Below are 23,355 nucleotides of genomic sequence, written 5' to 3' on the forward strand. Positions count from 1 at the left end.
CACACCGTTATGAACTCTTATCATCCGAAGTCCCTATTAAACGACTTACAGTACTACATTACGCCACCGCATGATTGCAGTTATTTAGAAAATAAATCAGCACGAATGGTCTTTCTTGATCCAGTTCATCGCATTGATGTCGTAACCTTATCTGAACTTTCGCGAATGGGCTTTAGGCGCAGTGGTGATTTTGTCTATCGCCCCGAATGTCACTTATGCCGTCAATGCCTATCTTGCCGTGTTCCAGTCGCTACCTTCCAAATGAACAGTATTCAGAAAAAAGCTTGGAAACGTAATCAAGATTTGAGTATGAAAATCACTTCAACTAAACAGGCCAGCGCTGTTCATTATAATTTGTATGAAAGATATATCATTGAACGGCATGCCGATGGTGATATGTTTCCACCGAGCCATGATCAATTTGAAAAATTCTTACTCCATAGTTGTTCTGAAAGCTTTTTTTTAGAACTTTGGAAAGAAGATAAACTCATTAGCGTTTCAACTTGTGACATGTTGGATGATGGCATATCCGCTGTGTATACATTCTTTGATCCAGATGAAAGTCGTCGCTCACTTGGTGTTTTTGCGATTCTAAAGCAAATTGAATATATTCAATCCATTCAACAAGAGTATGTTTACCTAGGCTATTTAGTCCCACACTCCAATAAAATGAATTATAAATCTCAGTATGCACCACTTGAACTGCTGCTGGATGGTCAATGGCGCCGTTTAAATCGCACCCTAAACCCTAAAGAAATTAAACAATTGGGAGATATGCTGATGACTACTCTATCGTCTGAATGGAATGAACTGTTTATCAAATAACCTTTACTCTACCCATCCTATCAATTGCTTAATTTTTTCGTTAATCAAAAAACTTAAGCAATTGATATTTCAATGATACTTAAGATTTAAAAAGCTGAGAAAAATCATCACTATACGACTTCACCATAATAATTGCATGTTCTCGCTGACCTGCTGAAGTTGGATAGTAATTTGGACGTAAATCAATTTGATGAAATCCAGATTTTTCATACAATGCAATCGCAGAAAGATTACTCTCTCTCACTTCTAAAAAAATTTGGATCGGATTATTTTTCAATAATGTCATTGATTCATCTAATAATTGAAAGCCCAACCCTTTACCCTGCTGACTGGGATGAATAGCCATTAATAATAAATTTGCTTCATCTAATACTGGTTGTAAAATACAAAAACCAACCACTTCACCCTGCTGTTCAATCACCGTACTCTGATATGAATCAATAGACTCTTCAAACTGCTTGATTGTCCAAGGATGGCTTTGAACCAAATTTTCAATTTGTGCAACTGTACTCAGATCAGCTTTTTGCATTAAACGAATCATCTTGGTTCATCATTTCAAAATAAAGTTTGAATTATAAGAACTTCTATAAAAATAGTATAATAAAACTGATTGTTTTTCATCTTCAGCGTGTAAATTTTAAATGACTCATTCTATTTTCCAAGTAGCTAAAAAAATTCAGCATTCTAGATAATTTGCATAAAATTGATCGACAAAAAAGGGCAATTTTCATTGCCCAATAAATGAGTACTTTAACCTCATTACAAACCTAATTTAGCTTTCCAAGTTTCTAGTAAACTGACTGTATCCAAATCGTTTGGATGGAAACCTGGTTTAAAATAAGCCAGCATTTCCTTACCCATCCCAGCAATAATTCCTTTAGATGGGCTATACGCGTAGCTATAAATCATAGCCAACTCTTTAAAATTTAATTTTCCATCATCTTTTAAAAGGCGCAATACAAAAGAAGATTGAGCCAAGAAAATGAGCACCATTGCAAAAACTAATGCTGTGTTACGCAGTGCATAGGCTTTAATTCCCTTACCAAATACTGCTTCATAAACATCATACGCCACTGCTTTGTGTTCATTTTCCTCAATCGCATGCCAATACCACATCGTTGACATTGTTGGGTCTGTCATCAATTTCTGTATATGCTGATTGGTTAATAACTGAGAAGCAATCGTTGCCGTAAAATGCTCTAAAGCAGTCGTTGCGGTTAAATCCACCATTTCTTGAGTCATACCAAATGGTTTAACCACTTTTGCAAAAACTTTACGTGCGGTTTGAATAACTACACCTGTTTGTCTTTCTAATTTTGCAACATCATGACCATATTTTTGTGCTGCCGCATTAAAGCCAACATGCTCATGCGTATGCATCGCTTCCTGTCCAATAAATGCGCTAATTTCTTTTTGTAGTGCTTCATTTTCTTTAATTGCGGGATGATATCGCACAGCACGAACTGAATCGATGAAAAGTTGCTCACCATCAGGAAATAATGCAGACAACGCTGTCATAAAATGGGTTAAACCCGCTGAACCATTCATCCAATACTCGGGTACTGAATCAAAATCAAAGTTCATGCGACGTACTGGAAAGCTTGCACCAGCACGATTGGAAATATTCACTTTAGCATTCATTGCAATTACTCCTATTAAGTTGTTTTCACACTTAAATCATTTATTTGTTTTTCTTCCTTCTTATATTACGACTTTATTAAATTTCGATAAGTGCCGTTAAGGACAACCAAATATCAGTTAAGGACAGCTTTAAGCACTTTTTGTCTAACAATTTAACGATGATCTCTATACGCAATAAAATTAATCTTTTTTAGTGTTATAGCTTGTGGAATGTCAGTACATAATTTTAAGATGATTTAATAACAGATAGAATCTTTAAAATTCAACTCATAAATATTGATACATATAACAGCGCTTGTCATGTAAGTGGTATTTTGCGATATTTCAAACAACTCAAAATAAATTTTTTCATACTCATCCTTAATATAGGATCAATCAATATATGCTTCGTATCATAATAGCGGTCTTAATGATGATGACAACTTTAACTACAAAAGCTGAGCTTATTGTTTTGGCCTCTCCCCAAAGCAATGATCCTTACTACGCCGAAATGGTTGATCAAATTTTTGATTTTCATGTAAGTTATGCAAAAAAAATCATTCAGCATGGAGATCAAGTTTTAATTTTAACAGATCAATATTTATATAATGACTATGTAAAAGTGCTTGGCAAAGATCATGTTGTGATTGCTCCAATGCAAGATATTTGGATACGTGATTTCAGCAGTTCAAACCCAAACACCCCTGTCCTATTTCGCTATACAGCTGCTGGGCAAGGTGGTGGTAAAAAAGGACAGGTTAATTCCGATGCTGTACAATCAAAATTTAAACAACTCACTCAAAGAGCGGGACTAAAATTCCATTACTCTAATTTACTCAATGATGGTGGAAATTGGGTAGATGACGGTGTAGGGCATGTTGTCGTTAGTACTAAGTTTTTAACGGATAATAAAATATCAGAAGATTCTGCAAGAAAAAAATTAAAAGCCTTAACTGGATTAAAACAAATTGCGTTTATTGATGCTGATGAACAAGGGGGTTTAGAACATGCTGATGGTGTCGTGAGTTTTATTGGCGATAACACCTTAGTTATTAACTCCTATCCTGAAGATGCTACATATTCTCAAAAATTAAAAGCAGATTTAAAACGTGGGCTTCCTGACGTAAAAATTATTGAAATCGTCACACCTTATGATGGCAGCCAAATTTATGATCAAAAATTTGGTTCTGCTTGTGGACTATACACCAATATGCTTGTCACCCCTCAACGCATCTATTTTCCTCAATTCGGTATCAAAGAAGATAGTATTGCATTGCAACAAATTCGCGCATTGACTAAACGTGAAGTCATTCCAATCCAGTCCAATAATGTTTGTCATATGGGAGGTGGTGTTCGTTGTATGTCATGGCAATTACGTGGTGAGAATGCACAAACTCTCTTACAATATTTCAAAAGGTAAGAAAAATAATTTTATTGATTCAGATCTAAAAATGATTTGTTTGAAAATATATATTTTTTTAAATTTTATTAAATTGATATAACGTATAACCGAGTGTATTAATAAAAAACCTCAAATAAAAAAGCGCCCCAAAGGGGCGCTTTTTTACACAATCAATGATTATGCAGTTACTTTAGCAACTACACCAGCACCAACTGTACGACCACCTTCACGGATCGCAAAACGTAGACCTGGGTCCATTGCGATTGGGTGAATTAGTTCTACTGACATTTCAACGTTGTCACCTGGCATAACCATTTCAACGCCGTCTTGTAATTGGATAGCACCAGTTACGTCAGTTGTACGGAAATAGAACTGTGGACGGTAACCGTTAAGGAACGGAGTATGACGACCACCTTCTTCTTTCGAAAGTACATATACTTCAGCATCAAACTTAGTATGCGGTTTGATTGTACCTGGTTTAGCAAGTACTTGACCACGTTGAACGTCTTCACGTTTAGTACCACGTAGTAAAACACCACAGTTCTCGCCAGCACGACCTTCGTCAAGCAATTTACGGAACATTTCTACGCCAGTTACAGTAGTAACTACTGTATCTTTAATACCAACGATTTCAACTGATTCGCCAACTTTAACGATACCAGATTCAACACGACCTGTTACTACAGTACCACGACCAGAGATAGAGAATACATCTTCGATTGGCATAAGGAATGCTTTATCGATTGCACGTTCTGGTTGTGGAATATAAGTATCAAGCGCTTCAACAAGAGCAAGAACAGCAGGAACGCCATACTGACCTTCTTCACCGTTAAGTGCAGCTAAAGCTGAACCACGGATGATTGGAGTGTCATCACCTGGGAAGTCATAAGTAGAAAGAAGTTCACGAACTTCCATTTCTACTAATTCAAGTAATTCTTCATCATCAACAAGGTCACACTTGTTAAGGAATACAAGAATGAAAGGTACACCAACCTGACGAGAAAGAAGGATGTGTTCACGAGTCTGTGGCATAGGACCATCAGTCGCAGCACATACAAGGATTGCACCATCCATCTGAGCAGCACCAGTGATCATGTTTTTAACATAATCGGCGTGACCTGGGCAGTCTACGTGAGCGTAGTGACGAGCTGGAGAGTCATACTCTACGTGTGAAGTATTAATTGTAATACCACGTGCTTTTTCTTCTGGTGCAGAGTCAATTGCAGCGTAGTCTTTCGCTTCGCCACCGAATTGTTTAGCACATACAGTTGCAATCGCAGCTGTTAAAGTTGTTTTACCATGGTCGACGTGACCAATTGTACCCACGTTTACGTGTGGCTTATTACGTTCAAACTTAGCCTTAGCCATGATGATCTTCCTCGTTTACGTCGAACACGGGTCAAAACAACTCAGTATCGACAATCGCCTAAAAAACTAGACACCTAAATACTTAAAAAGCAGACTAATAAGCCTGCTTTTGGGGAACTGTGTAGAGTAATCTACTAAACTGTATATCTGGAGCTCTTATCGAGATTTGAACTCGAGACCTCTCCCTTACCAAGGGAGTGCTCTACCGCTGAGCTATAAGAGCAAAATAAATATTCGATTGGAGCGGGAGACGAGGGTCGAACTCGCGACATGCAGCTTGGAAGGCTGCCGCTCTACCAACTGAGCTACTCCCGCTTAAGGTTGGTACTAATCACTTTCGAAGTATTTAATTGGTGGTGGGAGAAGGATTCGAACCTTCGAAACTTACGTGGCAGAGTTACAGTCTGCTCCCTTTGACCGCTCGGGAATCCCACCTTTTTCACACTTACTTCAGTGTTGCTCTTCACTACTTACACTACAAAACTTTAAGATGGTGCCGGCACACGGATTCGAACTGTGGACCTACTGATTACAAGTCAGTTGCTCTACCAACTGAGCTATGCCGGCGTTTCTTTTGTTTCGTACGTTTCGTATCGGAACGGTGTGCAGTTTAGCAAAATCTTGAAACCTTGCAAGTGTTTTTTTCAAAAAAAACGCTAAAAACTCATAAAATCAAACCATTTGATGATAATTCAACCGCTTTGATCACTGCGCGAGCTTTTATTTGGGTTTCATTCCATTCAGACTCAGGATTTGAGTCTACAACTAGCCCCGCTCCAGCCTGAACATAGACTTTATTTTCACGAATCACACAGGTTCGAATCGCAATCGACATGTCCATTTCACCATGCCAGCCTAAATAACCAACAGCCCCACCAAAAATACCGCGTTTTACCGGCTCAACTTCATCAATAATTTCCATCGCACGAATTTTGGGTGCACCTGACAACGTTCCTGCTGGAAAAGTTGCTTTAAAAACATCCAAAGCATCTACATCATCCAAAACTTCACCTTGAACATTAGAAACAATATGCATCACATGTGAATAACGCTCGATCACCATTTGATCAGTAACTTGCACTTTACCAATTTTAGAGACACGACCAACATCATTGCGGCCTAAATCGATCAGCATAAGATGCTCAGCAATCTCTTTTTCATCGGAAAGTAAGTCTTTTTCCAAAGCCAAGTCTTCTTCTTTGGTTTTTCCACGCGGTCGTGTACCTGCCAAAGGACGTACTGTGGCAATACCATTTTCTAAACGCGATAAAATCTCAGGAGATGAACCCACCACATAAAATGGCTTCTGATCAGTTAAAGTCTGCCCTTGCACCAAGAACAAATATGGCGAGGGGTTTAAATGCCGCAAAGCACGATAGACTTGTAATGGATCACCATCAAAATCAGACACCATACGATGACCTGGTACGACCTGCATCACATCGCCGGCACGAATGTACTCTTTCACCGTTTCAATTGACGCTAAATACTTCTCTTTACCAGTTAAAGATTCAAAATGTGGTGCAGTATGTTTTTTTGCTTTCAAACTAATAGGAGTCGCAAGCAACTCTTCCAATACATCTAACTGGGCTTGGGCTTGCTGATACGCATCAACATTATTCGTTTCCGCATGTACGATTAAAAAAAGCGTATCTTTTAAATTATCAAAGACAATAACCGTTTTAGAGAGCATCATCCAAATATCAGGCAAGCCAACTGGGTCGGCTGTAGGTACATTTTTTAAGCGTGGCTCAATATAACGCACAGCATCATAGCCAAAATACCCCACTAGCCCCCCAGTAAAATTAGGCAATGCAGGAATATCATCAGAAGTGGGTACTTTAAATTGACTTAAATAGTCGCGAATATATTGAAACGGATCACTACATGGCTGCGTAGCAATTTTCCCATTCACCGATTGAACAGTCAGCTGTCCTGCATTACAGGAAAAAACGGTAGATTCACCTAGACCAATAATGGAATAACGCGCCCAGCTCTCCCCACCTTCGACAGATTCAAATAAGTAAGCTTGTTTATGTTGTTTTAATCGTGCGAATACCGATAAAGGGGTATCTGTATCGGCCAGTCTTTGGCGATAGACTGGAATAAGGTTATAGCCAACTGATTTTAATTGTTCAAATTGAGTTTGACTTGTCATGAGGAATTCTCTCTGTTTTCGAATTTACTAAGTAATGTGATGCTTTAAATTGACTTAGTGACGCCATCGAAAAACGTTATAACTTTTCATCCCTCTTCCTTTTCACCAAATTATTCCGAATTTAATGCTGCTTAAAGTAATTCTGTTAGATCATCGACAATTTGCTGTGGATGACACAACTGAATATCTTCACCATGATTATAGCCATAGCTCACCACAACACAATCAACTTCCGCACGACGCGCAGCCTCAACATCATTACTTGAATCACCAATCATTAACGTTTTATCAAACGATGATTCATATTGTTCTACACAATAAAGTAAGGGCTTTGGATGTGGTTTGCGTTCTTCAAAACGATCTCCACCAATCACATCTACAAAATAATGATCCATTTTTAATACTTCAAGAATTTTTCGTGCAGGTTGCTCGGGTTTATTAGTCACACAAATTAAGATCTTATTATTTGCCAAGCCCCAATCTAAAAATGGAAGAATGCCATGAAAGGGTTTAGTGTCTACACAAGGATCAGCATTGTAAATTTCTAGAAAAGTCTCCAATAATCGTTGATGTAAAACGGGATCGACTTCACCTTTAAGATACTGCAAGGTGCTGCTACAGAATAATGAGGTTCCTTTACCAATCCAAATGCGAACTTGTGCTTCGGTCACTACAGGCAAATTTAAACGCTCTAAACTCAAATTCATCGCACGATATAAATCAAAAGCTGAATCAACTAAAGTTCCATCCAAATCAAATAAAATCAGTTCTCTTTGCGCTAACTTTGCCACACTCATGATAGTTTCCTAAATTATATTAAAATCAGTCAATTCAAATAACAAAGGCATGCGATAGCATGCCTCAATCGTATGGATAAATCAGGCCTATTTAAAGAATAGCCAAGCAATGATCGCCAAAATAATCAAGGTCACAATCGCGATTAATCCAACTGAAGCATTTTTTTGCTCTTGTTGCTGTGGATTCACCACAGGATCAACTTCTGGAGTCACCATAGGTACTGGTGGTTTAGCTTTAACATCCACGCCTTCTGGAATGGGTGCTGGCTTAGGTATAGCCACATGCTCAGGCATCCCTTCTGATGTCACCACTGTTTCTACTGCCCGCTCAGTCAAACTAGGCATACCTGTAGTATTCATGGTTTCAGCAGGTGTATGCTGCGGGAACTCTTCTATTTTCAGCTCAGCAGCGGGTTCAGCCACATATTCTGACGTTGCAATCGCCTCAGCTGGTTGCTCAATGGTTTCTGATTCAATAAATTCTACGTGCACTGTATTTTCAATAACATCATCCACCGCAGCGGCTGTTTCAGCTGACTGAATAACTGAAAACTTCAAACTGGCAAACTGCACAGTATCTTCATTTTTTAATAAAGTTTCGTTTGCAATACGAACATCATTCACATAGGTACCATTTGAGGAATTCAAATCCTGAACCCAAAGTACATTGTCTTTTAATAAAAGTGCAGCATGGCGACGAGAAATTTCAGCAGATTGTAAAACGACATCTGCATCCTGATGACGACCAACCAACATATCACGCTCAATGTTGATTGTTTCCCCCATTAATTCACCGGTAACGGATTGTAATTTCCAAGTCATGACGATTTTCTCATTCTGATTCAAATTTATCTTAACATGGCATCCTTGTATTTTTATACATCGATGACCAAGACATAGATAACACTGTTATCAATATGTTATTCACTTCAATCGGGTACTAGCTCTACTGTTACTTTCTGCACAGGTGCTTCAATCGCAAGGGGTGTTGTCACGACACCCTTAGACATGGTTCCACCCGATGGTACAGCTTGATAGTTTTCAACTTTCGGCTGTGAAGTAAGACTGGATGTAATTGGCAACCGTTGCTGATAAACATCTTCTACATTTTCAGGAAGCTTGGCAAAGTTACCATCTTTATCCATGGCCAATTGCAAACTATACAATTGATCATAGCGTTGCTGTGCTATACGGCGTACATCCGCATTATCACCCACAATCGTTGGATGAATAAATACCAGTAGATTACGCTTCTCAGCGACTTTATTATCTGCTCTAAACAAGTAACCAATACCTGGAAGAGAGCCTAAACCGGGTACAGATTGGCGACTATGAATACTATTGTCTGAAATCAAGCCACCCAAAACAATAGTTTGACCATGCTCAGCTAAAACTGAGGTTTTAATAGCGCGCTTACTGGTGACTAAATCTGTGGCCTGACCTTTGTCTTGAACAGCTGAAACTTCCTGCTCGACCTCAAGACGAACCGTCCCACCCTCACCCACATGTGGTATCACCTTCAACGTCACACCAACATCTTTACGTTCTACTGAGGTATAAGGATTCCCGCCCGTTGCAGAAGTTGAGACAGACCCAGTTACGAAAGGTACATTCTGACCCACCACAATATAAGCTTCTTCATTATCCATAGTGACAATGGATGGTGTAGACAAGAGGTTTGATTTCACATTGGATTTTAAGGCTTGAATCAGTGCGCCATAGAGTTTACGTGAACCATCCGCACCCTCTTTATAATCCCCAATACCAATAACAGAACCCACTCCGTTTTTACTCGAGGTTAATGCAGCACCTAAACCAGCAGCCCCACCAGTCAAATATCCCGCGGCTAAGTTGGCAATACCTGCACCAACATTTGAGAAGTTTACTAAGCCCACACCACTGGCTAAATCACCCAATGCCCATTGGACGCCCAATTGATCAGCATCATCTCCAGCCACTTCAATAATTGCGGCCTCAATCAGAACCTGTTCACGGCGTACATCCAGCTGTTGAATCGCAGCACTAATTTCACGCATCAATTGCGGATCAGCTTTGACCACCAATGCATTTTGCGAACCATCTGCAATAATACTGACACCATTGGCATTAAAACTACTGACATTACTATTCTGATTACTTTTATTAGAACCACCATTCAAACTAATCGAAGGCGTAGAAATACTTGAACCACCATTGGAACCAGAGTTACTAGAGGAATTATTATTCAGTAAGTTACTCATGCCATTATTTGAATTATTACTTGAAGATGAGTAATTCGAATTGGAATTTACGGCTTGACCTGTCACTAAACCTTGTAAAATTTCAGATAAATTTTTAGCACTGGCATACTTCAGCTTAAAGACTTTCAATCCACCCAAGCGATCCGCTGAGGGAACATCCAACATTTCAATCATTTGTCGGATACGTTTCCGAGTTCCAGTATCGCCTTTAATTAAAATACGATTGGTACGTGCATCGGCAATAATACGAACTCGCGACCCCGCAAAATCTTTTGAGGCCCCCGTGGTAGACATTGACTCTAACAAAGTAATAATTTCTTCGGCTTGACTGGCATGCAATGTCACTGCCTCAATATCATTCTGCCCAGTACCATCTAAATTACGAACAAGGGTTTCCAACTGATAAATATTACTGGCACGATCAGAGACGATCAGTGCGTTAGTGCCCTGTATGGCTGCAAGATGCGCAAATTGAGGCATTAAAGGTCGTAATGCAGGAATTAAGTCATTTGGATTGGTATTTTCCAACCAAAGCACACGGGTCACGACTTGATCACCGCGTGCATTACGACTCGAATCGTAAGGCACACCCGAATTTTTGACATTGCTGTCTGGAACCAAGCGAATGGTATTCCCCGATGGAACAGCAACCACACCATTTACATTTAAGACCCCTAAAAACAAGTCATAGACTTCATTTTTATTTAAAGGCTTATTTGAAATAACCGTCACATTTCCGCGCACACGTGGATCTACAGCAAAATTTTTACCAGTAATATCTGCAACTTCATTAATAAATGCAGTTAAATCAGCATCACGTAAGTTAATTTTCCAAGTCTGTGCTTGCGTTGCAGTACTGACTACAGCAAGCATCGGTGCCGCAGCAACTAAAGCCCAAAGTGGTCGATGATGATTCAAAAATGCCATAACTTATTATCTTTCCTAATTTTATTTGCAAGCCTAACATTTACAAACTTTGCTGAATGGTCATCACCTGATCACCACGCTTAATTTCAATGCGCACCTTTCCCTCTTTTTTTGCTTGTTCTAACAGTTGTACGTCACTTTGTCCTTGACCGACTGCTTGTCCATTTAGAGAAAGAATGCGATCCCCTGACCTGAGCCCCAATTTACTCTTTAACGCGGATGGTGTTTGATCAGTCACTTCATAACCTTGTCCACCAGCAGTATTCACCCCCATATTTTTCATATAGGCATCACGATCTTCATTCATTTTCTGAATAGCTTGCCCCAGTGCATTTTGCTCAGAATTGGTAGGCGAACTATTTTCAGGTGTGGTTGATGAATTCGTTGAGTTACTCGTTTGAGGCGAAATCATCGGCTGATTTAAATTTTCAATGCCTTTAAATTTTAATTCACGTACCGAACCATTACTTTGTTTTAAAACAACATGATCCCAATATACTTCAGCCAACTGGTAAGAACTACCATCAATACTTTGCCCAACCGCATAACGGTCAGCAACTTCATTGACTTTAATTACGGCGGAGGAATAACGACTCGGGTAACCCAGTACAACGCCTTGTAACTGCATTTGTAGCTGATCATCGGCTTTAGCCACAGCCGATCCAGCTTCATAGAACAATGCAAATCCAGAAATATTCGGAACGAGTTGTTGCTGTGAACCTAAAGTAATGGGTTCAGGACTTATCACTTGAGGTGGAGCAACAACCCACCAAAATATCGAAGCTAATTTCCAACATAACGCCAGAATAAGTAACAATAATACAAAGGGTGCTAGTTTATCTGCTTTTCCCCAAGCAATATTTTCAAACTTTGCTTGCATATTCATCATTAAAAACCACCTTGTACAAGCGGTTGTCTACTGCTAATGACATAAGTATCTAAACCAGCTTTCCCATCATAAGAGGGTACATTCAGTAATAAGCGTTGTGTCAGCTGAATATCCAACATCATACTTTGATCCAATCCGATATTGGCCATTTTTTGACTACGCTGATCTTGAATATCGAACTGTAACTTTCCTGACTCATCTTTCAATTGCCCCGCCAAAGACGGCATATTCATACGATCTTGGCGCTGACCAAAGGTATAAATTAGCTCACCACCCGCCCATTGCAATGTTCCAGCTGTATCACTGAAGCCCTGATCTTTATTTAAATTAAATTGAATATCTGTCAATTGAATCGCATTTGTGGGCCATTGCCAATTCACGATTGATTTTAATGTTTCTGGTGCAATTTGCCCCGACATTTGTTTAATAATAATTTTTTTGCCTAATCCATACGCAGCAATACCGTGTAACTGCGTTTCACCACTATGAATATCTAAATTGGCACCAAGTCGAAATAAAATTAAATCTAGAGGTCGTGTTTTCCATGCCACCGATCCGCGCAGATTACCTTTACGCCAATCGGCCTGCCCTTGCCAGATATTACCACTGACATTCTGTAGGACTTGGTTATCTTTATAAAATTTTGCAATCAACCATGATGCTGGGACTTGTAACAATACAAAAACTAAAAAAGCGATAACCCCAATTATCCACCAAGTTATTTGTTTTGATTTATTCTTCATCCAACACTTACCAATTTATTCATTTATTCTTCCATGTGAGCTGATGCCCTTATTCAACACCCATTATGCATATATTTTACATATCGCCAATTCACTCGTATAAAAAAACCAAGCAATCTTGCTTGGTTTTTTTAATTTTAAAGTGCTCGAATGACAATTCGGTTAAATTAAATCAAGAAATCCTCTAATTTAGCACCTTTTTCAAGTTGAGCGACCAACCAACGTGGCTGCTTACCACGTCCAGTCCAAGTCTCAGCACTGTTGTCTTTATTACGATAGCGTGGCTCTACTGCTTTACGCGTAGTTTTCTTACGTTTCTGTGTACCATATTCAATCAATTGCTCTAAACTTAGGCCTACAGTTTCTGCAATTTGCATAATACTATTATAAGCATCTTCAATTTCTTGATCTTTTTTAGATTCAATCAACGCTTCTGCTTGTACGGTTAAACGTCTTAACTCTTCAACGGATAAATTACTAATATCTGGCATCATTTAAACTCCATAAGTTTGAATAATTATTAAAAACAATTTCATGCTTATAATATTTTTATTAATACCAACAATCAATACATGCTGCTCGTTAAAACAACATAAAAAAACAGAAAAAATAAACGCTTAAAATAAGCAAAATATTTATATACTGACATGCTTAACTTAATTCATGATTAACCGATTGTTCTAAACTTAATATCATTTCTTTAATATCAATTGGGATTAAGGTTTTTTTCATTTCAACAGGATCAACAAATACAATCACAGCATCTCCTGTTGCAACAATTGCATTTTGTTTCTCACTCCATAAAATATAATGCATACGCATCGCACTATTCCTTATTTCATCGACTCGCGCAGCAATCTTTAAACGATCTGGATAAAATACTGGTTTTAAATACTGACATTGATTAGAAGAAACCACTGTATAAATATTCTGTGTAAAAATATTTAACTGATCAAAATAAGCAATACGCGCACTTTCCATATAGCGATAATAAATCACATTATTCACATGACCAAAAGCATCCATATCTCCCCAAGCAACGGTTTGCTCATAAATGACAGGGTAGTTTAAAAGTTCATCCATGACTATTCTCATATTTTAAATTTAATAAAATTGGTATCTTTTTCAAATACTGAATTAAGCTGCTGAATTAATTCTTCATTACCATTAAATGTCGCTTTAATTCGTAAATAATTCATCAAGCTATTTTTAGGATAAAGACTTAATAATGCATTTGCCTGATCCATTCGCCCAGTGGCAGTATATATATGCCATTTTGCAAAACTAAATACTGGCATACTCGGATATTTTTCTTCAAACTGATTAATTTTTTGTTCAAGCACATCATATTCAGGTACTTGTTTCAATAACTGTTGCTGAAACCACATATAAAATACATCTTGATCAAATTGCTCCTCAAGTATCTGTAATGCCAAATCTTGATGTTGCTGGCCCATTTCAGATAATCGAGATAATACTTTTAACCATAGCTTTTTAGTATCAAAAGATAATGTTGCAATATGTTCTTTTAACTCAAGATAACGTTGCTGTAAAAGTTCAACTTCATCTAAATTGGCTTGCTCAAATTGCCCCAATATCTGGACTAACCAATCATTTTTCATCGCCGTATTTAATTGACCAAATTGTGTTGAATGCAAATATTGCCAAGGGAATTGTACCGCGTACATCCCCCATAGCTCTGACATTCGTTGCGTATAGGCCAAATTCACCTGATCCAACCAAGGTGATAAAGCATGACCGTTTAAAAACTCTAAATGGGTTAATGCCTGTTGCGCATCATTTTGTGCTAAATAAATTTCTATGCGTTGAATCTCAGCCAGCTCAAATGCCGATGCTGGACTGCGCTCTAGCTCCATCAAAGCTTCAGTATATTGATTTTGCTTGTATTTAAGCCGTGCATATACGATTTGCTTTAGTAAACCAGACTGATCAAAGACCTGCTGTACAAATTCCTGCTGTTCTTCTTCACCTTCTAAAATCCAAATCACCCCCAATTGCTCATATGGATGTAGATGACTAAAATTCAATACCTGTTCTAACTGACGTTTCTCTTGATGAATGGCTCGCTTTAAAATCAACCATGCTATTTGTAAAAATAGGCTGATAATAATCATTAAAAATAACACGATCCAGACATTGGTTTGAATTTGAATCCCATGCCATAACAGATATACATAGCCCGCACCTGCGCCATAGCTCATCACACTCATGATTGCGATCATGATTAAACTAACCAGAGCATATGCAAGTAAAATCTGTTTCATAACATGCTTACCCCAAAATCGCTGTACTATTCAGCTTCGGCACAGGAAGCATTTGTATTTGTTTCAGATTAATTAACTGTTGTTTGAGTTGCTGGCTTGCAGCATCAGGTAAAGCATTTAATTGCTGAATTGCAAGATTCAACATAGATTGATACTCAAGTGCTTCCCCACGTGCTAAAGCCTGTTGAGCCAACAAAATGCGCAACTGTGTTTCTTTTAAAATGATTTTTCGGTTTACCAATTCTGCTGATGCTTGTGTCACCACATCAATTTGAAACCATTTTTGCCAAAAATGTTCAGCCACATGGCTAGATGGCTTTAATTGTGTACTCTCAATTTCCTCGGCGATTTTTTGGTCTAATTGATGCAAAATATCTTCTAATAATGTTTGTTGCGCATTCCGTGCTAATACAAACTGTTGAATATTTTGTTTATCTTGTTCAATACTTTGATGCAAACTTTTTTTGACAGCATCAGCCAGTGCATAGTGTTCAAGTGCCTGTTCCAACTGATTCAATTTTTCAACAGCATAGACGTATTGCTGTTGCTGTAGAGCAAACTGAACCAGCTCTAATTGCTGCTGAATCACAAAATTTGGACTTAAGCCTGATGCCACTTCAGTTTTAATCTGCTTTGAATCTGTTGCCAAGCTTTGATCTTGTTGCCCCAAAGCTTGCCTTTGAATGGCCACCAAACGGTCATTTAAATGGGCGTTTTGTTGTTCGCTTTGATGTAAAGTCGCTTGCAAAGTCTCAACTTGGGCTGAAATTTGATAAAAGTCATAGCTCAACTTAATCAGCCATGCAATACCGACTAAAAATAAGACATAAATAAACTTTTTCATAATTCCCTTTGTAACTCAGCAATTTTCTCAAGTACTGTATTGGGTTGTAAATTTAAGATTTTACTGAGCTTAAAATGATATTGTGCATTATTTTTATCATGTTGCAAAACTTGATACAAACGCTCACCCAACACTAAATAATGGCAACTTTGCAATAGACAAGGGTGTTCACGGCATAAAGACAACCAATTTTTCCAACTGGCCTCACTACTCACACACATCCAATATATTTGTGGATTTTTAGAAAAGGTAGCAACCAATTGAGAAAATTTGGCCTCGGTACTTTCTGGGCAATAACGTTCATATAACAAAAAATTGAGCACCTCTATGTGATGATCAAGACAATGTTGCATCATAAATTGACGCCCACCCTCTCCTCGCCAAAATGCAATTTTTTTCAAATGAGGTAAGTCTTGAAAAATAGGTAAACTTAACATCCCCTCAGAGCTTTCTACTGCTGGAATGAGGCTTTGAATTCCATAAATTTCTAAGCTCTGAGCCGTGGTTTGTCCCACAGCAATCCATTGAATATGATCCAATTGTGATTGCAACACGCCACTTTGCTGTAAATATTGCATCCCAATATTAACCGCAGTTGGACTAACGACGACAATAATTTGCGTTTCTAAGAGTTGCGCATACAGTTGTTGTAATTTTTCTGTATATGGGAAGGCTTTCAGTTCCAATAAAGGTAAATCAACTACCTGAATACCTGACCGTACCAAACACTCAGTTAATGCTTGGGCACGATCTGCGGGTCGAGTATTAATAAATTGCATCACTAGTTAATGTAATGCTTTGAGTAATTCACCCGCACCTTGATTTAACAAATCTTGGGCCAGTTGAACACCTAATTGTTCAGCTTGATCAGGAGAACCTTTAACCAGACCATAAAGTAGTGTTTGACCATCAACACTCCCCACACGCCCTTCAAGGCTCAATTCATGTCCAGATAATGTTGCATAGCCTGCAATTGGAACTTGGCAACCCCCTTCCAAATATGCATTAAAGGCACGTTCTGCACGTACACATAGATTCGTTTCTGAATGCATCAAAGGTAGAATTAAATCCAATACAGCATGGTCATTACTGCGGCATTCCAAACCTAAAGCCCCTTGACCCACTGCGGGCAGACTAAGTTCTGGTGCGAGTGCATGACGAATACGCTGATGCAGTCCTAAGCGTTTTAAGCCTGCACTTGCCAAGATAATCGCATCATACAATCCCGCATCCAATTTTGATAACCGTGTACCCACATTCCCACGCAGGTCAATCACGTCTAAATCTGGACGTTGTTTTAAAATTTGGCATTTACGGCGCAAACTTGAAGTACCTAATTTGGCACCTTGGGGTAAATCTTCAAATGTTTCATAATGGTTTGAAACAAAAGCATCAAAAGGATCTTCACGCTCACACATGACTGCAAGCTCTAAGCCTTCAGGCAATTGCATAGGAACATCTTTCATCGAATGCACAGCAAGATCCGCACGACCATCTAACAATGCAGCCTCTAACTCTTTCACAAACAGACCTTTGCCACCAATTTTAGCCAATGGCGTATCTAAAATTTTATCACCTTGCGTCACGAAAGTGACGAGCTCAACCTGCAGACCTGCATGCAATGTCTCTAATCGGGCACGAATGTGCTCCGCTTGCCATAATGCAAGCGGACTTTGACGGGTTGCTATTTTCAAGGTTTTCATCATTTCAGAGTAGCCAAACTTTAAACACTCTAAACTTAACCGGATACCTTAAAAATGCAAGTAAATTATCCAAAATCGTTTAAATTCATACAAATTTCATAAGTTTTGCATCCGCTCTCGAAGAAGCGGCAAATGCCGTCGACTAACAGCCAATTTTTCATTTAGCTCTCGGCAACGTACTTGGTATTGCCCAGAGGTAACGACTTCCATTCCATCTATATAATTTAATGAAATTAATGCATTTCTGTGAATTCGAATAAATTTATGTGCAAATTCTTGCTCTAAATCTTTCAAGGTTTCATCAATCAATACACTGCCATTTTTATGCCTAACCGTAACGTATTTCTGATCTGCAAGAAAATAATAAATATTTTCAATGGGGATCAATTCCAGTCCACGATAGGTTTTTGCAGTAATCTGCTGTCTTTGTGTTTTTTCTTCCATGATTTCTTTTTGTTCTATATTAGAGATTTGAGCTTGAGTTAGTTTCGTGACATTGTCTAAAACAGTTTGTAAGTCTGATTTTGCAATAGGTTTCAGCAAATATCCTTTTGCTTGAGATTGAATCGCCTGCAAAGCATGTGCATCATAAGCTGTACAAAACACCACAGCAGGCATAGGATTTAATAAACTTAAATGTTGTGCACAAGTTAAACCATCCATTTCTGGCATTTGAATATCAAGCAAGATGACATCTGGCTCATATTGCTGAACCATTTCTAACGCTTGTAAACCATGTTGTGCTGTCGCAATGACATGATGTCCTAATTGCGATACTAATCGAGACAAACGCTCCACTGCGAGTGGCTCATCATCACAAATGAGGATGTCCATTTTACCTCCTTGTCCCTGTTAACAATGATTATTTTAGTGTGTTAACGCTGATTTGTTTTATTTATTTTGATACTGAATAATGGTCGTAAACAATTCCTTACTTGCATAACTCCGAAATTGTACACTATTGCCAAAGTGCGCTTTTAAACGCTGCTTTACATTCTCTATTGCAATACCATGTCCTTCTCTAACTGTTATTTTATCCTGTATAAACGGGTTAGTAATGACTATAGTGACTTGATTTTGCAATATTTCAACCAGTATGCCTATTTTAGCGCTGATTATTCTTTTCTCAACGCCATGAAAAATACTATTTTCAATTAATGGTTGTAACGTTAGTAAGGGAATTTTAACTTGTAAGAGTTGTAATGGTTGTTGGATATTCCACTCAACCTGTAAACGATCGCCCAGTCGAATTTGTTCAATCGCAATATAATGACGGCATAATTCTATTTCCTCATTTAAGCTGACCAGTTTTAACTCTTGAAAGCTGGCTCTAAATAACCGCGAAAGATCTATCAACATTTGTTCAGCTTTATCAGGATCAATACTGATTAAACTCACCACGCTATTCAAGCTATTAAACAAAAAGTGTGGATGTATGCGTGCCTGCATCGCTTGTATACGGGCATTCAACTCACTATTTTGTTGCAATAACCATTGCTCACGCATATAAATATAACGCAAGCAAAATGCCCCCAACAACACCCCATAACTCAGATGCAAAACTAAGTTTTCACTCAAGTTTGGCCATGACAAATTTTGTAAGCTGAAGTAAGCACCCCAGTAACCAACCAAATTTAAAATAACTGTGGTGAAAAATACGATTCCTTGCAATAAAAAAAAGCCAAAAATAGCACGAGCAATCGCACTAATTCTGTGTATTTTTTTCTGAAAAAAATCAACCAAAGCCACAAAAGCCAGCAATACCCAGTTGATATATAATATATATTGTACAACATGACTGGTTTTTAAGTTTCCCCATGACTGAGCTTCTGCAAGTGCGATAAGCAAAGCCAACACATTACTAGCAATGAACAATTCAATTAAATACTGCCAATTCCCTCTTTTGCTAAAAAAATAGGAATGATTAAAATTTCGTTGATTTTTTCTACTAGATTCCTTCTGTTGAACTTCGGCAAGTGAACTCGAATTTGCTATACTCCGCTTAAACCTACTGCTTTTTATTTTACTGAGCCGACATGACCACATCATCTAATTCCTCAAATCCGTCACAAGCCCAAACTTCGGGTATGTGGGGCGGTCGTTTCTCTGAAGCTACTGACGCCTTTGTTGCTGAATTTACAGCATCTGTGCAATTTGACCAACGCTTTTATAAACAAGATATTGCGGGTTCTATTGCACATGCAACGATGTTGGCCAAAGTTGGCGTACTCACTCAACAAGAACGTGATGACATCATCAACGGTTTAAACACGATTCAAACAGAAATTGAAGCAGGCAACTTTGAGTGGCGCATTGAGCTCGAAGATGTACACATGAATATTGAGTCGCGTTTAACCGACCGTATTGGTATCACAGGTAAAAAACTACATACTGGCCGTAGCCGGAACGACCAAGTCGCGACAGATATTCGTTTATATGTGCGCGATGAAATTGATGCAATTTTAAAACTACTGGAAAAATTACAAAAAGGCATTCTGGGTTTAGCTGCGAAAAATACCGATACTATTATGCCTGGCTTTACTCATTTACAAACGGCTCAGCCTGTGACCTTTGGCCATCATTTAATGGCGTGGTTTGAAATGTTAGTTCGTGATTCTGAGCGCTTAATTGACTGTCGTAAACGTGTCAATCGCCTACCATTAGGGTCTGCTGCGCTTGCGGGTACAACCTACCCGATTGAGCGTGCCTATACCGCTGAGCTATTAGGCTTTGAAGCTGTATGTGAAAACTCTTTAGATGCAGTTTCTGACCGTGACTTTGCGATTGAATTTAATGCTGCGGCATCGTTGATCATGATGCATTTATCTCGTATGTCTGAAGAAATGATTCTTTGGACTTCAGCTCAATTCAAATTTGTAAACATTCCAGATCGTTTCTGTACTGGCTCCTCAATCATGCCACAAAAGAAAAACCCAGATGTTCCTGAACTGATCCGTGGTAAAACTGGTCGTGTTTATGGCGACTTAATGAGTCTTTTAACGCTCATGAAAGGTCAACCTTTAGCCTATAACAAAGATAACCAAGAAGATAAAGAACCATTATTTGATGCAATTGATACCGTTCGTGGTTCACTCATGGCATTTGCGGACATGATTCCAGCTCTGGTTCCAAATATCGAGATCATGCGTGAAGCAGCATTACGTGGCTTCTCAACAGCAACTGATCTCGCTGATTATTTAGTTAAAAATGGCGTAGCTTTCCGTGATGCACATGAAATTGTCGGTAAGGCTGTGGCTTTAGGTGTACAAGAAAGTAAAGATTTATCTGAACTTACGCTGGAACAGCTACAACAGTTCTCTGGCTTAATTCAAGCTGATGTATTTGAGAAAGCTTTAACTTTAGAAGCATCTGTGAATGCCCGCAATCATATTGGTGGTACTGCACCAAACCAAGTTGCAGCAGCTATTGAACGTGCTTACACTCGCTTAGAAAAACTTTACGCTTAAGGATTGAAAGATGACTCGACAAGTATTTTGCCGTAAATATCAAAAAGACATGGAAGGCTTAGCTTTTGCACCCTTTCCTGGCCCAAAAGGTGAAGCATTTTTTAACTCTGTTTCCAAACAAGCTTGGCAAGAGTGGTTACAACACCAAACCACACTGATTAATGAGAAACGCTTAAATGTCTTTGAACCTGAAGCTAAGCAGTTCTTAGAAGAACAACGTGAAAAATTCTTCGCGAACGACGAAAGTGTCGAAAAAGCTGAAGGTTGGAAGCCTGAGTAAATATAAAGGGAGCTCTGCTGCGTCTAAATACTATGCTTGGGCTCCACATAATCAAGTGCTTCTTTAACTTTATTTAGAACACTTAGATAAATCTGATCTGTCGTATTTTTCGATTCATATTTATATTTCAAATCAAAATCCTCACTTCAGTGGGGATTTTTTTACATTAGGCAGCCTTTTATTATTTTTCCAACTTGTTTTATCTTAAATCAAAAAATTTTCATAAGACCTAGCTAACAAATCACTTCAATTTAATGATGCAAAATACATTTAACAATAAAAACTTACAAAGCATCACAAAATGAGCAATGACTTTTACAGATAACAGCACTATATTAAATACATAAGATTTAACAAACTAAATGTTAATTCAAAAGATATTACATTGAGTTTTAAGCTTTATTTCCTAGATTTTCCCCAAAATCTAGGAATTTTTTTGTCTTAATTTTCTTTAAAAGATTTTCAAATAAATAGATGTCATTTAGCAACAAAAAAGCCCTGAATATTTCAAAGCTTTTTAACTCTTTTTAATTAATGACTATTTTGAACCTTTTCTTCAATTTCTTCGACGCTGGTGTGACGTACATCAAAACCTTTTGCCATATAAATGACTTGCTCAGATATATTACGAGCATGATCACCAATACGTTCTAAAGAGCGTAAGATCCACATCACATTAATCACACGACTAATATAACGAGGATCTTCAATCATATAAGTCATCAATGTCCGTGTAGCAGATTGATATTCACGATCAATGTCCGCATCCGCAAGTAATACTTTTAAGGCTTGCTCTGCATCTACCCGAGCGAATGCATCTAGCGCCTCATGAATCATCACCCGAACTTGGTTTCCAATATGGCGCGTTTCCATATAACCGCGTGGCGACTCACCTTCTTCACATAAATTTTGGGCAATTCGGGCAATTTTTGACGCTTCATCACCAATTCGCTCTAAATCTGTATTGGCTTTACTCATAGCAATCACCATACGTAAATCAATTGCAGCAGGATGGCGACGCGCTAAAATTAGGGTTAAAGCCTCATCAATTTCACGCTCATAGCGATTGACAATATTGTCTTGAAATTGCACTTCTATGGCTAAATTCGCATTGGTATCAAGTAAAGCATGAATCGCATTCGCAACTTGTTGCTCAACTAAACCACCCATAGTCATAAATTTAGTATTTACATCTTGTAAGTCTTCATTAAATTGCGAAGAAATATGATGATTTAAAATCGGGTTGCTTGGGCTCAAGATGACTTACTCCACTTGCAGCGAAATGAAAATAGTATTAGTGAATATTAAAACATAGCTAATATGAATTTTTGATGACAAAAGATGATTAATTCAGCACAAAATGAGTATTTATATGGCTAAGTTCGTCTTCTATTTACTACCCAATAAACATATTCAATTATTATATTTAAAATCTATATTGAATGAATCAATCTGTTGGTATCTAAACATTCAGACTTTCTATAAATCAGGCAGCGTCACCCCCTAAAACCACTAAAAATAGCGAAGTCATTGTGTACAGCTGCCTTTAAAAGAGATCTTTAATGTGAGTGTTTTTATCCACATCACATGATAATATCTCTCGCATAGCTTGACGGAGCGCGAGTAAATCCTCGCTGAGATTGTGTCAGTTTCTTCTAATCTTTTGATAAGAAAAAACTTAAACACAAGTACCGTTGAACCTGATCAGGTTAAGACCTGCGTAGGAATCAAGCCATCTGAAAACTTAAGCCCTCAATTTATCTATTTTTTCAATTCAAACTAGCTTGAGAAATAAGATAAATCTGCT

22 protein-coding genes, 4 tRNA genes and 1 riboswitch are annotated in these 23,355 nt (G+C 38.2%); of the genes, 4 read left to right on the forward strand and 22 right to left on the reverse strand.

The window, feature by feature from the left end:
* Positions 1-9 precede the first annotated feature (9 nt).
* Positions 10-825 carry an arginyltransferase gene (locus B9T27_RS11690; protein ID WP_086206995.1) on the forward strand — a complete coding sequence of 272 codons (816 nt, stop codon included), beginning with the start codon at positions 10-12 and terminating at the stop codon, positions 823-825.
* 79 nt (positions 826-904) lie between these two features.
* Here B9T27_RS11690 and rimI read toward each other — a convergent pair whose 3' ends face one another.
* Positions 905-1,366: a ribosomal protein S18-alanine N-acetyltransferase gene (gene rimI / locus B9T27_RS11695; protein WP_086206996.1), complete on the reverse strand. Its 462-nt coding sequence runs from the start codon at positions 1,364-1,366 to the stop codon at positions 905-907.
* Positions 1,367-1,584: 218 nt separating this feature from the next.
* Positions 1,585-2,466, reverse strand: coding sequence for a metal-dependent hydrolase (locus B9T27_RS11700; RefSeq protein WP_086206997.1), 882 nt, complete (start codon positions 2,464-2,466; stop codon positions 1,585-1,587).
* A gap of 382 nt (positions 2,467-2,848) precedes the next feature.
* Here B9T27_RS11700 and B9T27_RS11705 point away from each other — a divergent pair, with 382 nt between their 5' ends.
* Positions 2,849-3,865 (forward strand): agmatine deiminase family protein, encoded by a 1,017-nt coding sequence (locus tag B9T27_RS11705; protein WP_143222580.1) that lies wholly within the window; start codon positions 2,849-2,851, stop codon positions 3,863-3,865.
* Between the two features lie 159 nt (positions 3,866-4,024).
* Here B9T27_RS11705 and tuf read toward each other — a convergent pair whose 3' ends face one another.
* From tuf to B9T27_RS11800, 19 genes are all read right to left on the reverse strand, one after another.
* The gene (gene tuf / locus B9T27_RS11710) at positions 4,025-5,215 is read right to left on the reverse strand and encodes an elongation factor Tu (RefSeq protein ID WP_086206998.1); all 1,191 of its coding nucleotides are present in this window, start codon (positions 5,213-5,215) and stop codon (positions 4,025-4,027) included.
* Between the two features lie 148 nt (positions 5,216-5,363).
* Positions 5,364-5,438: transfer RNA gene (locus tag B9T27_RS11715), tRNA-Thr, on the reverse strand.
* Between the two features lie 16 nt (positions 5,439-5,454).
* Positions 5,455-5,530 (reverse strand) — tRNA-Gly (locus tag B9T27_RS11720).
* A 36-nt stretch (positions 5,531-5,566) separates the two neighbouring features.
* Positions 5,567-5,650, reverse strand: a tRNA-Tyr gene (locus B9T27_RS11725).
* 56 nt (positions 5,651-5,706) lie between these two features.
* Positions 5,707-5,782 (reverse strand) — tRNA-Thr (locus B9T27_RS11730).
* A gap of 97 nt (positions 5,783-5,879) precedes the next feature.
* Complete coding sequence (trpE, locus tag B9T27_RS11735; RefSeq protein WP_086206999.1) at positions 5,880-7,373, reverse strand: anthranilate synthase component I; 1,494 nt, start codon at positions 7,371-7,373, stop codon at positions 5,880-5,882.
* Positions 7,374-7,504: 131 nt separating this feature from the next.
* Positions 7,505-8,170, reverse strand: a complete 666-nt coding sequence (locus tag B9T27_RS11740; RefSeq protein ID WP_086207000.1) for an HAD-IA family hydrolase — start codon at positions 8,168-8,170, stop codon at positions 7,505-7,507.
* 87 nt (positions 8,171-8,257) lie between these two features.
* On the reverse strand, positions 8,258-8,992 hold the full coding sequence (locus B9T27_RS11745) for an FHA domain-containing protein (protein WP_086207001.1): 735 nt from the start codon (positions 8,990-8,992) through the stop codon (positions 8,258-8,260).
* A 107-nt stretch (positions 8,993-9,099) separates the two neighbouring features.
* Positions 9,100-11,337 (reverse strand): type II secretion system secretin GspD, encoded by a 2,238-nt coding sequence (gene gspD, locus B9T27_RS11750; RefSeq protein WP_086207002.1) that lies wholly within the window; start codon positions 11,335-11,337, stop codon positions 9,100-9,102.
* A 40-nt stretch (positions 11,338-11,377) separates the two neighbouring features.
* A complete protein-coding gene (locus tag B9T27_RS11755; protein WP_416224405.1) occupies positions 11,378-12,226 on the reverse strand; it encodes a type II secretion system protein N in 849 nt (282 codons plus the stop codon).
* Positions 12,226-12,969, reverse strand: coding sequence for a type II secretion system protein N (gene gspN, locus B9T27_RS11760; RefSeq protein ID WP_086207003.1), 744 nt, complete (start codon positions 12,967-12,969; stop codon positions 12,226-12,228). Before gspN ends, B9T27_RS11755 begins: the two co-directional genes overlap by 1 nt.
* 167 nt (positions 12,970-13,136) lie before the next feature.
* Positions 13,137-13,463: an H-NS family nucleoid-associated regulatory protein gene (locus B9T27_RS11765; RefSeq protein ID WP_086207004.1), complete on the reverse strand. Its 327-nt coding sequence runs from the start codon at positions 13,461-13,463 to the stop codon at positions 13,137-13,139.
* A gap of 157 nt (positions 13,464-13,620) precedes the next feature.
* Positions 13,621-14,052, reverse strand: a complete 432-nt coding sequence (locus B9T27_RS11770) for an acyl-CoA thioesterase (RefSeq protein ID WP_086207005.1) — start codon at positions 14,050-14,052, stop codon at positions 13,621-13,623.
* A gap of 8 nt (positions 14,053-14,060) precedes the next feature.
* A complete protein-coding gene (locus B9T27_RS11775; protein WP_086207006.1) occupies positions 14,061-15,254 on the reverse strand; it encodes a hypothetical protein in 1,194 nt (397 codons plus the stop codon).
* Between the two features lie 7 nt (positions 15,255-15,261).
* Complete coding sequence (locus B9T27_RS11780) at positions 15,262-16,098, reverse strand: hypothetical protein (protein ID WP_086207007.1); 837 nt, start codon at positions 16,096-16,098, stop codon at positions 15,262-15,264.
* The gene (locus tag B9T27_RS11785; protein WP_086207008.1) at positions 16,095-16,877 is read right to left on the reverse strand and encodes a uroporphyrinogen-III synthase; all 783 of its coding nucleotides are present in this window, start codon (positions 16,875-16,877) and stop codon (positions 16,095-16,097) included. The genes B9T27_RS11780 and B9T27_RS11785 overlap by 4 nt, the downstream gene beginning before the upstream one ends.
* Before the next feature lie 6 nt (positions 16,878-16,883).
* Positions 16,884-17,801 carry a hydroxymethylbilane synthase gene (hemC, locus tag B9T27_RS11790; RefSeq protein ID WP_086207076.1) on the reverse strand — a complete coding sequence of 306 codons (918 nt, stop codon included), beginning with the start codon at positions 17,799-17,801 and terminating at the stop codon, positions 16,884-16,886.
* 96 nt (positions 17,802-17,897) lie between these two features.
* Positions 17,898-18,635, reverse strand: a complete 738-nt coding sequence (locus tag B9T27_RS11795; protein ID WP_086207009.1) for a LytR/AlgR family response regulator transcription factor — start codon at positions 18,633-18,635, stop codon at positions 17,898-17,900.
* A 57-nt stretch (positions 18,636-18,692) separates the two neighbouring features.
* The gene (locus B9T27_RS11800; protein WP_086207010.1) at positions 18,693-19,847 is read right to left on the reverse strand and encodes a sensor histidine kinase; all 1,155 of its coding nucleotides are present in this window, start codon (positions 19,845-19,847) and stop codon (positions 18,693-18,695) included.
* On the opposite strand from B9T27_RS11800, the gene argH reads away from it, so the two are divergent.
* Together argH and B9T27_RS11810 are read left to right on the forward strand one after the other, a co-directional pair.
* Positions 19,838-21,268: an argininosuccinate lyase gene (gene argH, locus B9T27_RS11805; RefSeq protein WP_171263388.1), complete on the forward strand. Its 1,431-nt coding sequence runs from the start codon at positions 19,838-19,840 to the stop codon at positions 21,266-21,268. The two genes, B9T27_RS11800 and argH, sit on opposite strands and share 10 nt — an antisense overlap.
* 10 nt (positions 21,269-21,278) lie before the next feature.
* Positions 21,279-21,548 (forward strand): oxidative damage protection protein, encoded by a 270-nt coding sequence (locus B9T27_RS11810; protein WP_086207011.1) that lies wholly within the window; start codon positions 21,279-21,281, stop codon positions 21,546-21,548.
* Between the two features lie 531 nt (positions 21,549-22,079).
* Here the strand turns inward: B9T27_RS11810 and phoU are convergent.
* Complete coding sequence (phoU, locus tag B9T27_RS11815; RefSeq protein WP_086202082.1) at positions 22,080-22,805, reverse strand: phosphate signaling complex protein PhoU; 726 nt, start codon at positions 22,803-22,805, stop codon at positions 22,080-22,082.
* Between the two features lie 346 nt (positions 22,806-23,151).
* Positions 23,152-23,292, forward strand: a riboswitch (TPP riboswitch).
* The last annotated feature ends 63 nt before the right edge of the window (positions 23,293-23,355 follow it).

The sequence above is a fragment of the Acinetobacter sp. ANC 4648 genome (genome assembly GCF_002135345.1).
GTDB lineage: Bacteria > Pseudomonadota > Gammaproteobacteria > Pseudomonadales > Moraxellaceae > Acinetobacter.

What these genes read in the sequence shown, in the direction of transcription:
- B9T27_RS11690 (WP_086206995.1), top strand. Translation starts at nt 10, where the DNA reads ATGAACTCTTATCATCCGAAGTCCCTATTAAACGACTTACAGTACTAC.
- rimI (WP_086206996.1), bottom strand. Translation starts at nt 1,366, where the DNA reads ATGATTCGTTTAATGCAAAAAGCTGATCTGAGTACAGTTGCACAAATT.
- B9T27_RS11700 (WP_086206997.1), bottom strand. Translation starts at nt 2,466, where the DNA reads ATGAATGCTAAAGTGAATATTTCCAATCGTGCTGGTGCAAGCTTTCCA.
- B9T27_RS11705 (WP_143222580.1), top strand. Translation starts at nt 2,849, where the DNA reads ATGCTTCGTATCATAATAGCGGTCTTAATGATGATGACAACTTTAACT.
- tuf (WP_086206998.1), bottom strand. Translation starts at nt 5,215, where the DNA reads ATGGCTAAGGCTAAGTTTGAACGTAATAAGCCACACGTAAACGTGGGT.
- trpE (WP_086206999.1), bottom strand. Translation starts at nt 7,373, where the DNA reads ATGACAAGTCAAACTCAATTTGAACAATTAAAATCAGTTGGCTATAAC.
- B9T27_RS11740 (WP_086207000.1), bottom strand. Translation starts at nt 8,170, where the DNA reads ATGAGTGTGGCAAAGTTAGCGCAAAGAGAACTGATTTTATTTGATTTG.
- B9T27_RS11745 (WP_086207001.1), bottom strand. Translation starts at nt 8,992, where the DNA reads ATGACTTGGAAATTACAATCCGTTACCGGTGAATTAATGGGGGAAACA.
- gspD (WP_086207002.1), bottom strand. Translation starts at nt 11,337, where the DNA reads ATGGCATTTTTGAATCATCATCGACCACTTTGGGCTTTAGTTGCTGCG.
- B9T27_RS11755 (WP_416224405.1), bottom strand. Translation starts at nt 12,226, where the DNA reads ATGATGAATATGCAAGCAAAGTTTGAAAATATTGCTTGGGGAAAAGCA.
- gspN (WP_086207003.1), bottom strand. Translation starts at nt 12,969, where the DNA reads ATGAAGAATAAATCAAAACAAATAACTTGGTGGATAATTGGGGTTATC.
- B9T27_RS11765 (WP_086207004.1), bottom strand. Translation starts at nt 13,463, where the DNA reads ATGATGCCAGATATTAGTAATTTATCCGTTGAAGAGTTAAGACGTTTA.
- B9T27_RS11770 (WP_086207005.1), bottom strand. Translation starts at nt 14,052, where the DNA reads ATGGATGAACTTTTAAACTACCCTGTCATTTATGAGCAAACCGTTGCT.
- B9T27_RS11775 (WP_086207006.1), bottom strand. Translation starts at nt 15,254, where the DNA reads ATGAAACAGATTTTACTTGCATATGCTCTGGTTAGTTTAATCATGATC.
- B9T27_RS11780 (WP_086207007.1), bottom strand. Translation starts at nt 16,098, where the DNA reads ATGAAAAAGTTTATTTATGTCTTATTTTTAGTCGGTATTGCATGGCTG.
- B9T27_RS11785 (WP_086207008.1), bottom strand. Translation starts at nt 16,877, where the DNA reads ATGCAATTTATTAATACTCGACCCGCAGATCGTGCCCAAGCATTAACT.
- hemC (WP_086207076.1), bottom strand. Translation starts at nt 17,801, where the DNA reads ATGAAAACCTTGAAAATAGCAACCCGTCAAAGTCCGCTTGCATTATGG.
- B9T27_RS11795 (WP_086207009.1), bottom strand. Translation starts at nt 18,635, where the DNA reads ATGGACATCCTCATTTGTGATGATGAGCCACTCGCAGTGGAGCGTTTG.
- argH (WP_171263388.1), top strand. Translation starts at nt 19,838, where the DNA reads ATGACCACATCATCTAATTCCTCAAATCCGTCACAAGCCCAAACTTCG.
- B9T27_RS11800 (WP_086207010.1), bottom strand. Translation starts at nt 19,847, where the DNA reads ATGTGGTCATGTCGGCTCAGTAAAATAAAAAGCAGTAGGTTTAAGCGG.
- B9T27_RS11810 (WP_086207011.1), top strand. Translation starts at nt 21,279, where the DNA reads ATGACTCGACAAGTATTTTGCCGTAAATATCAAAAAGACATGGAAGGC.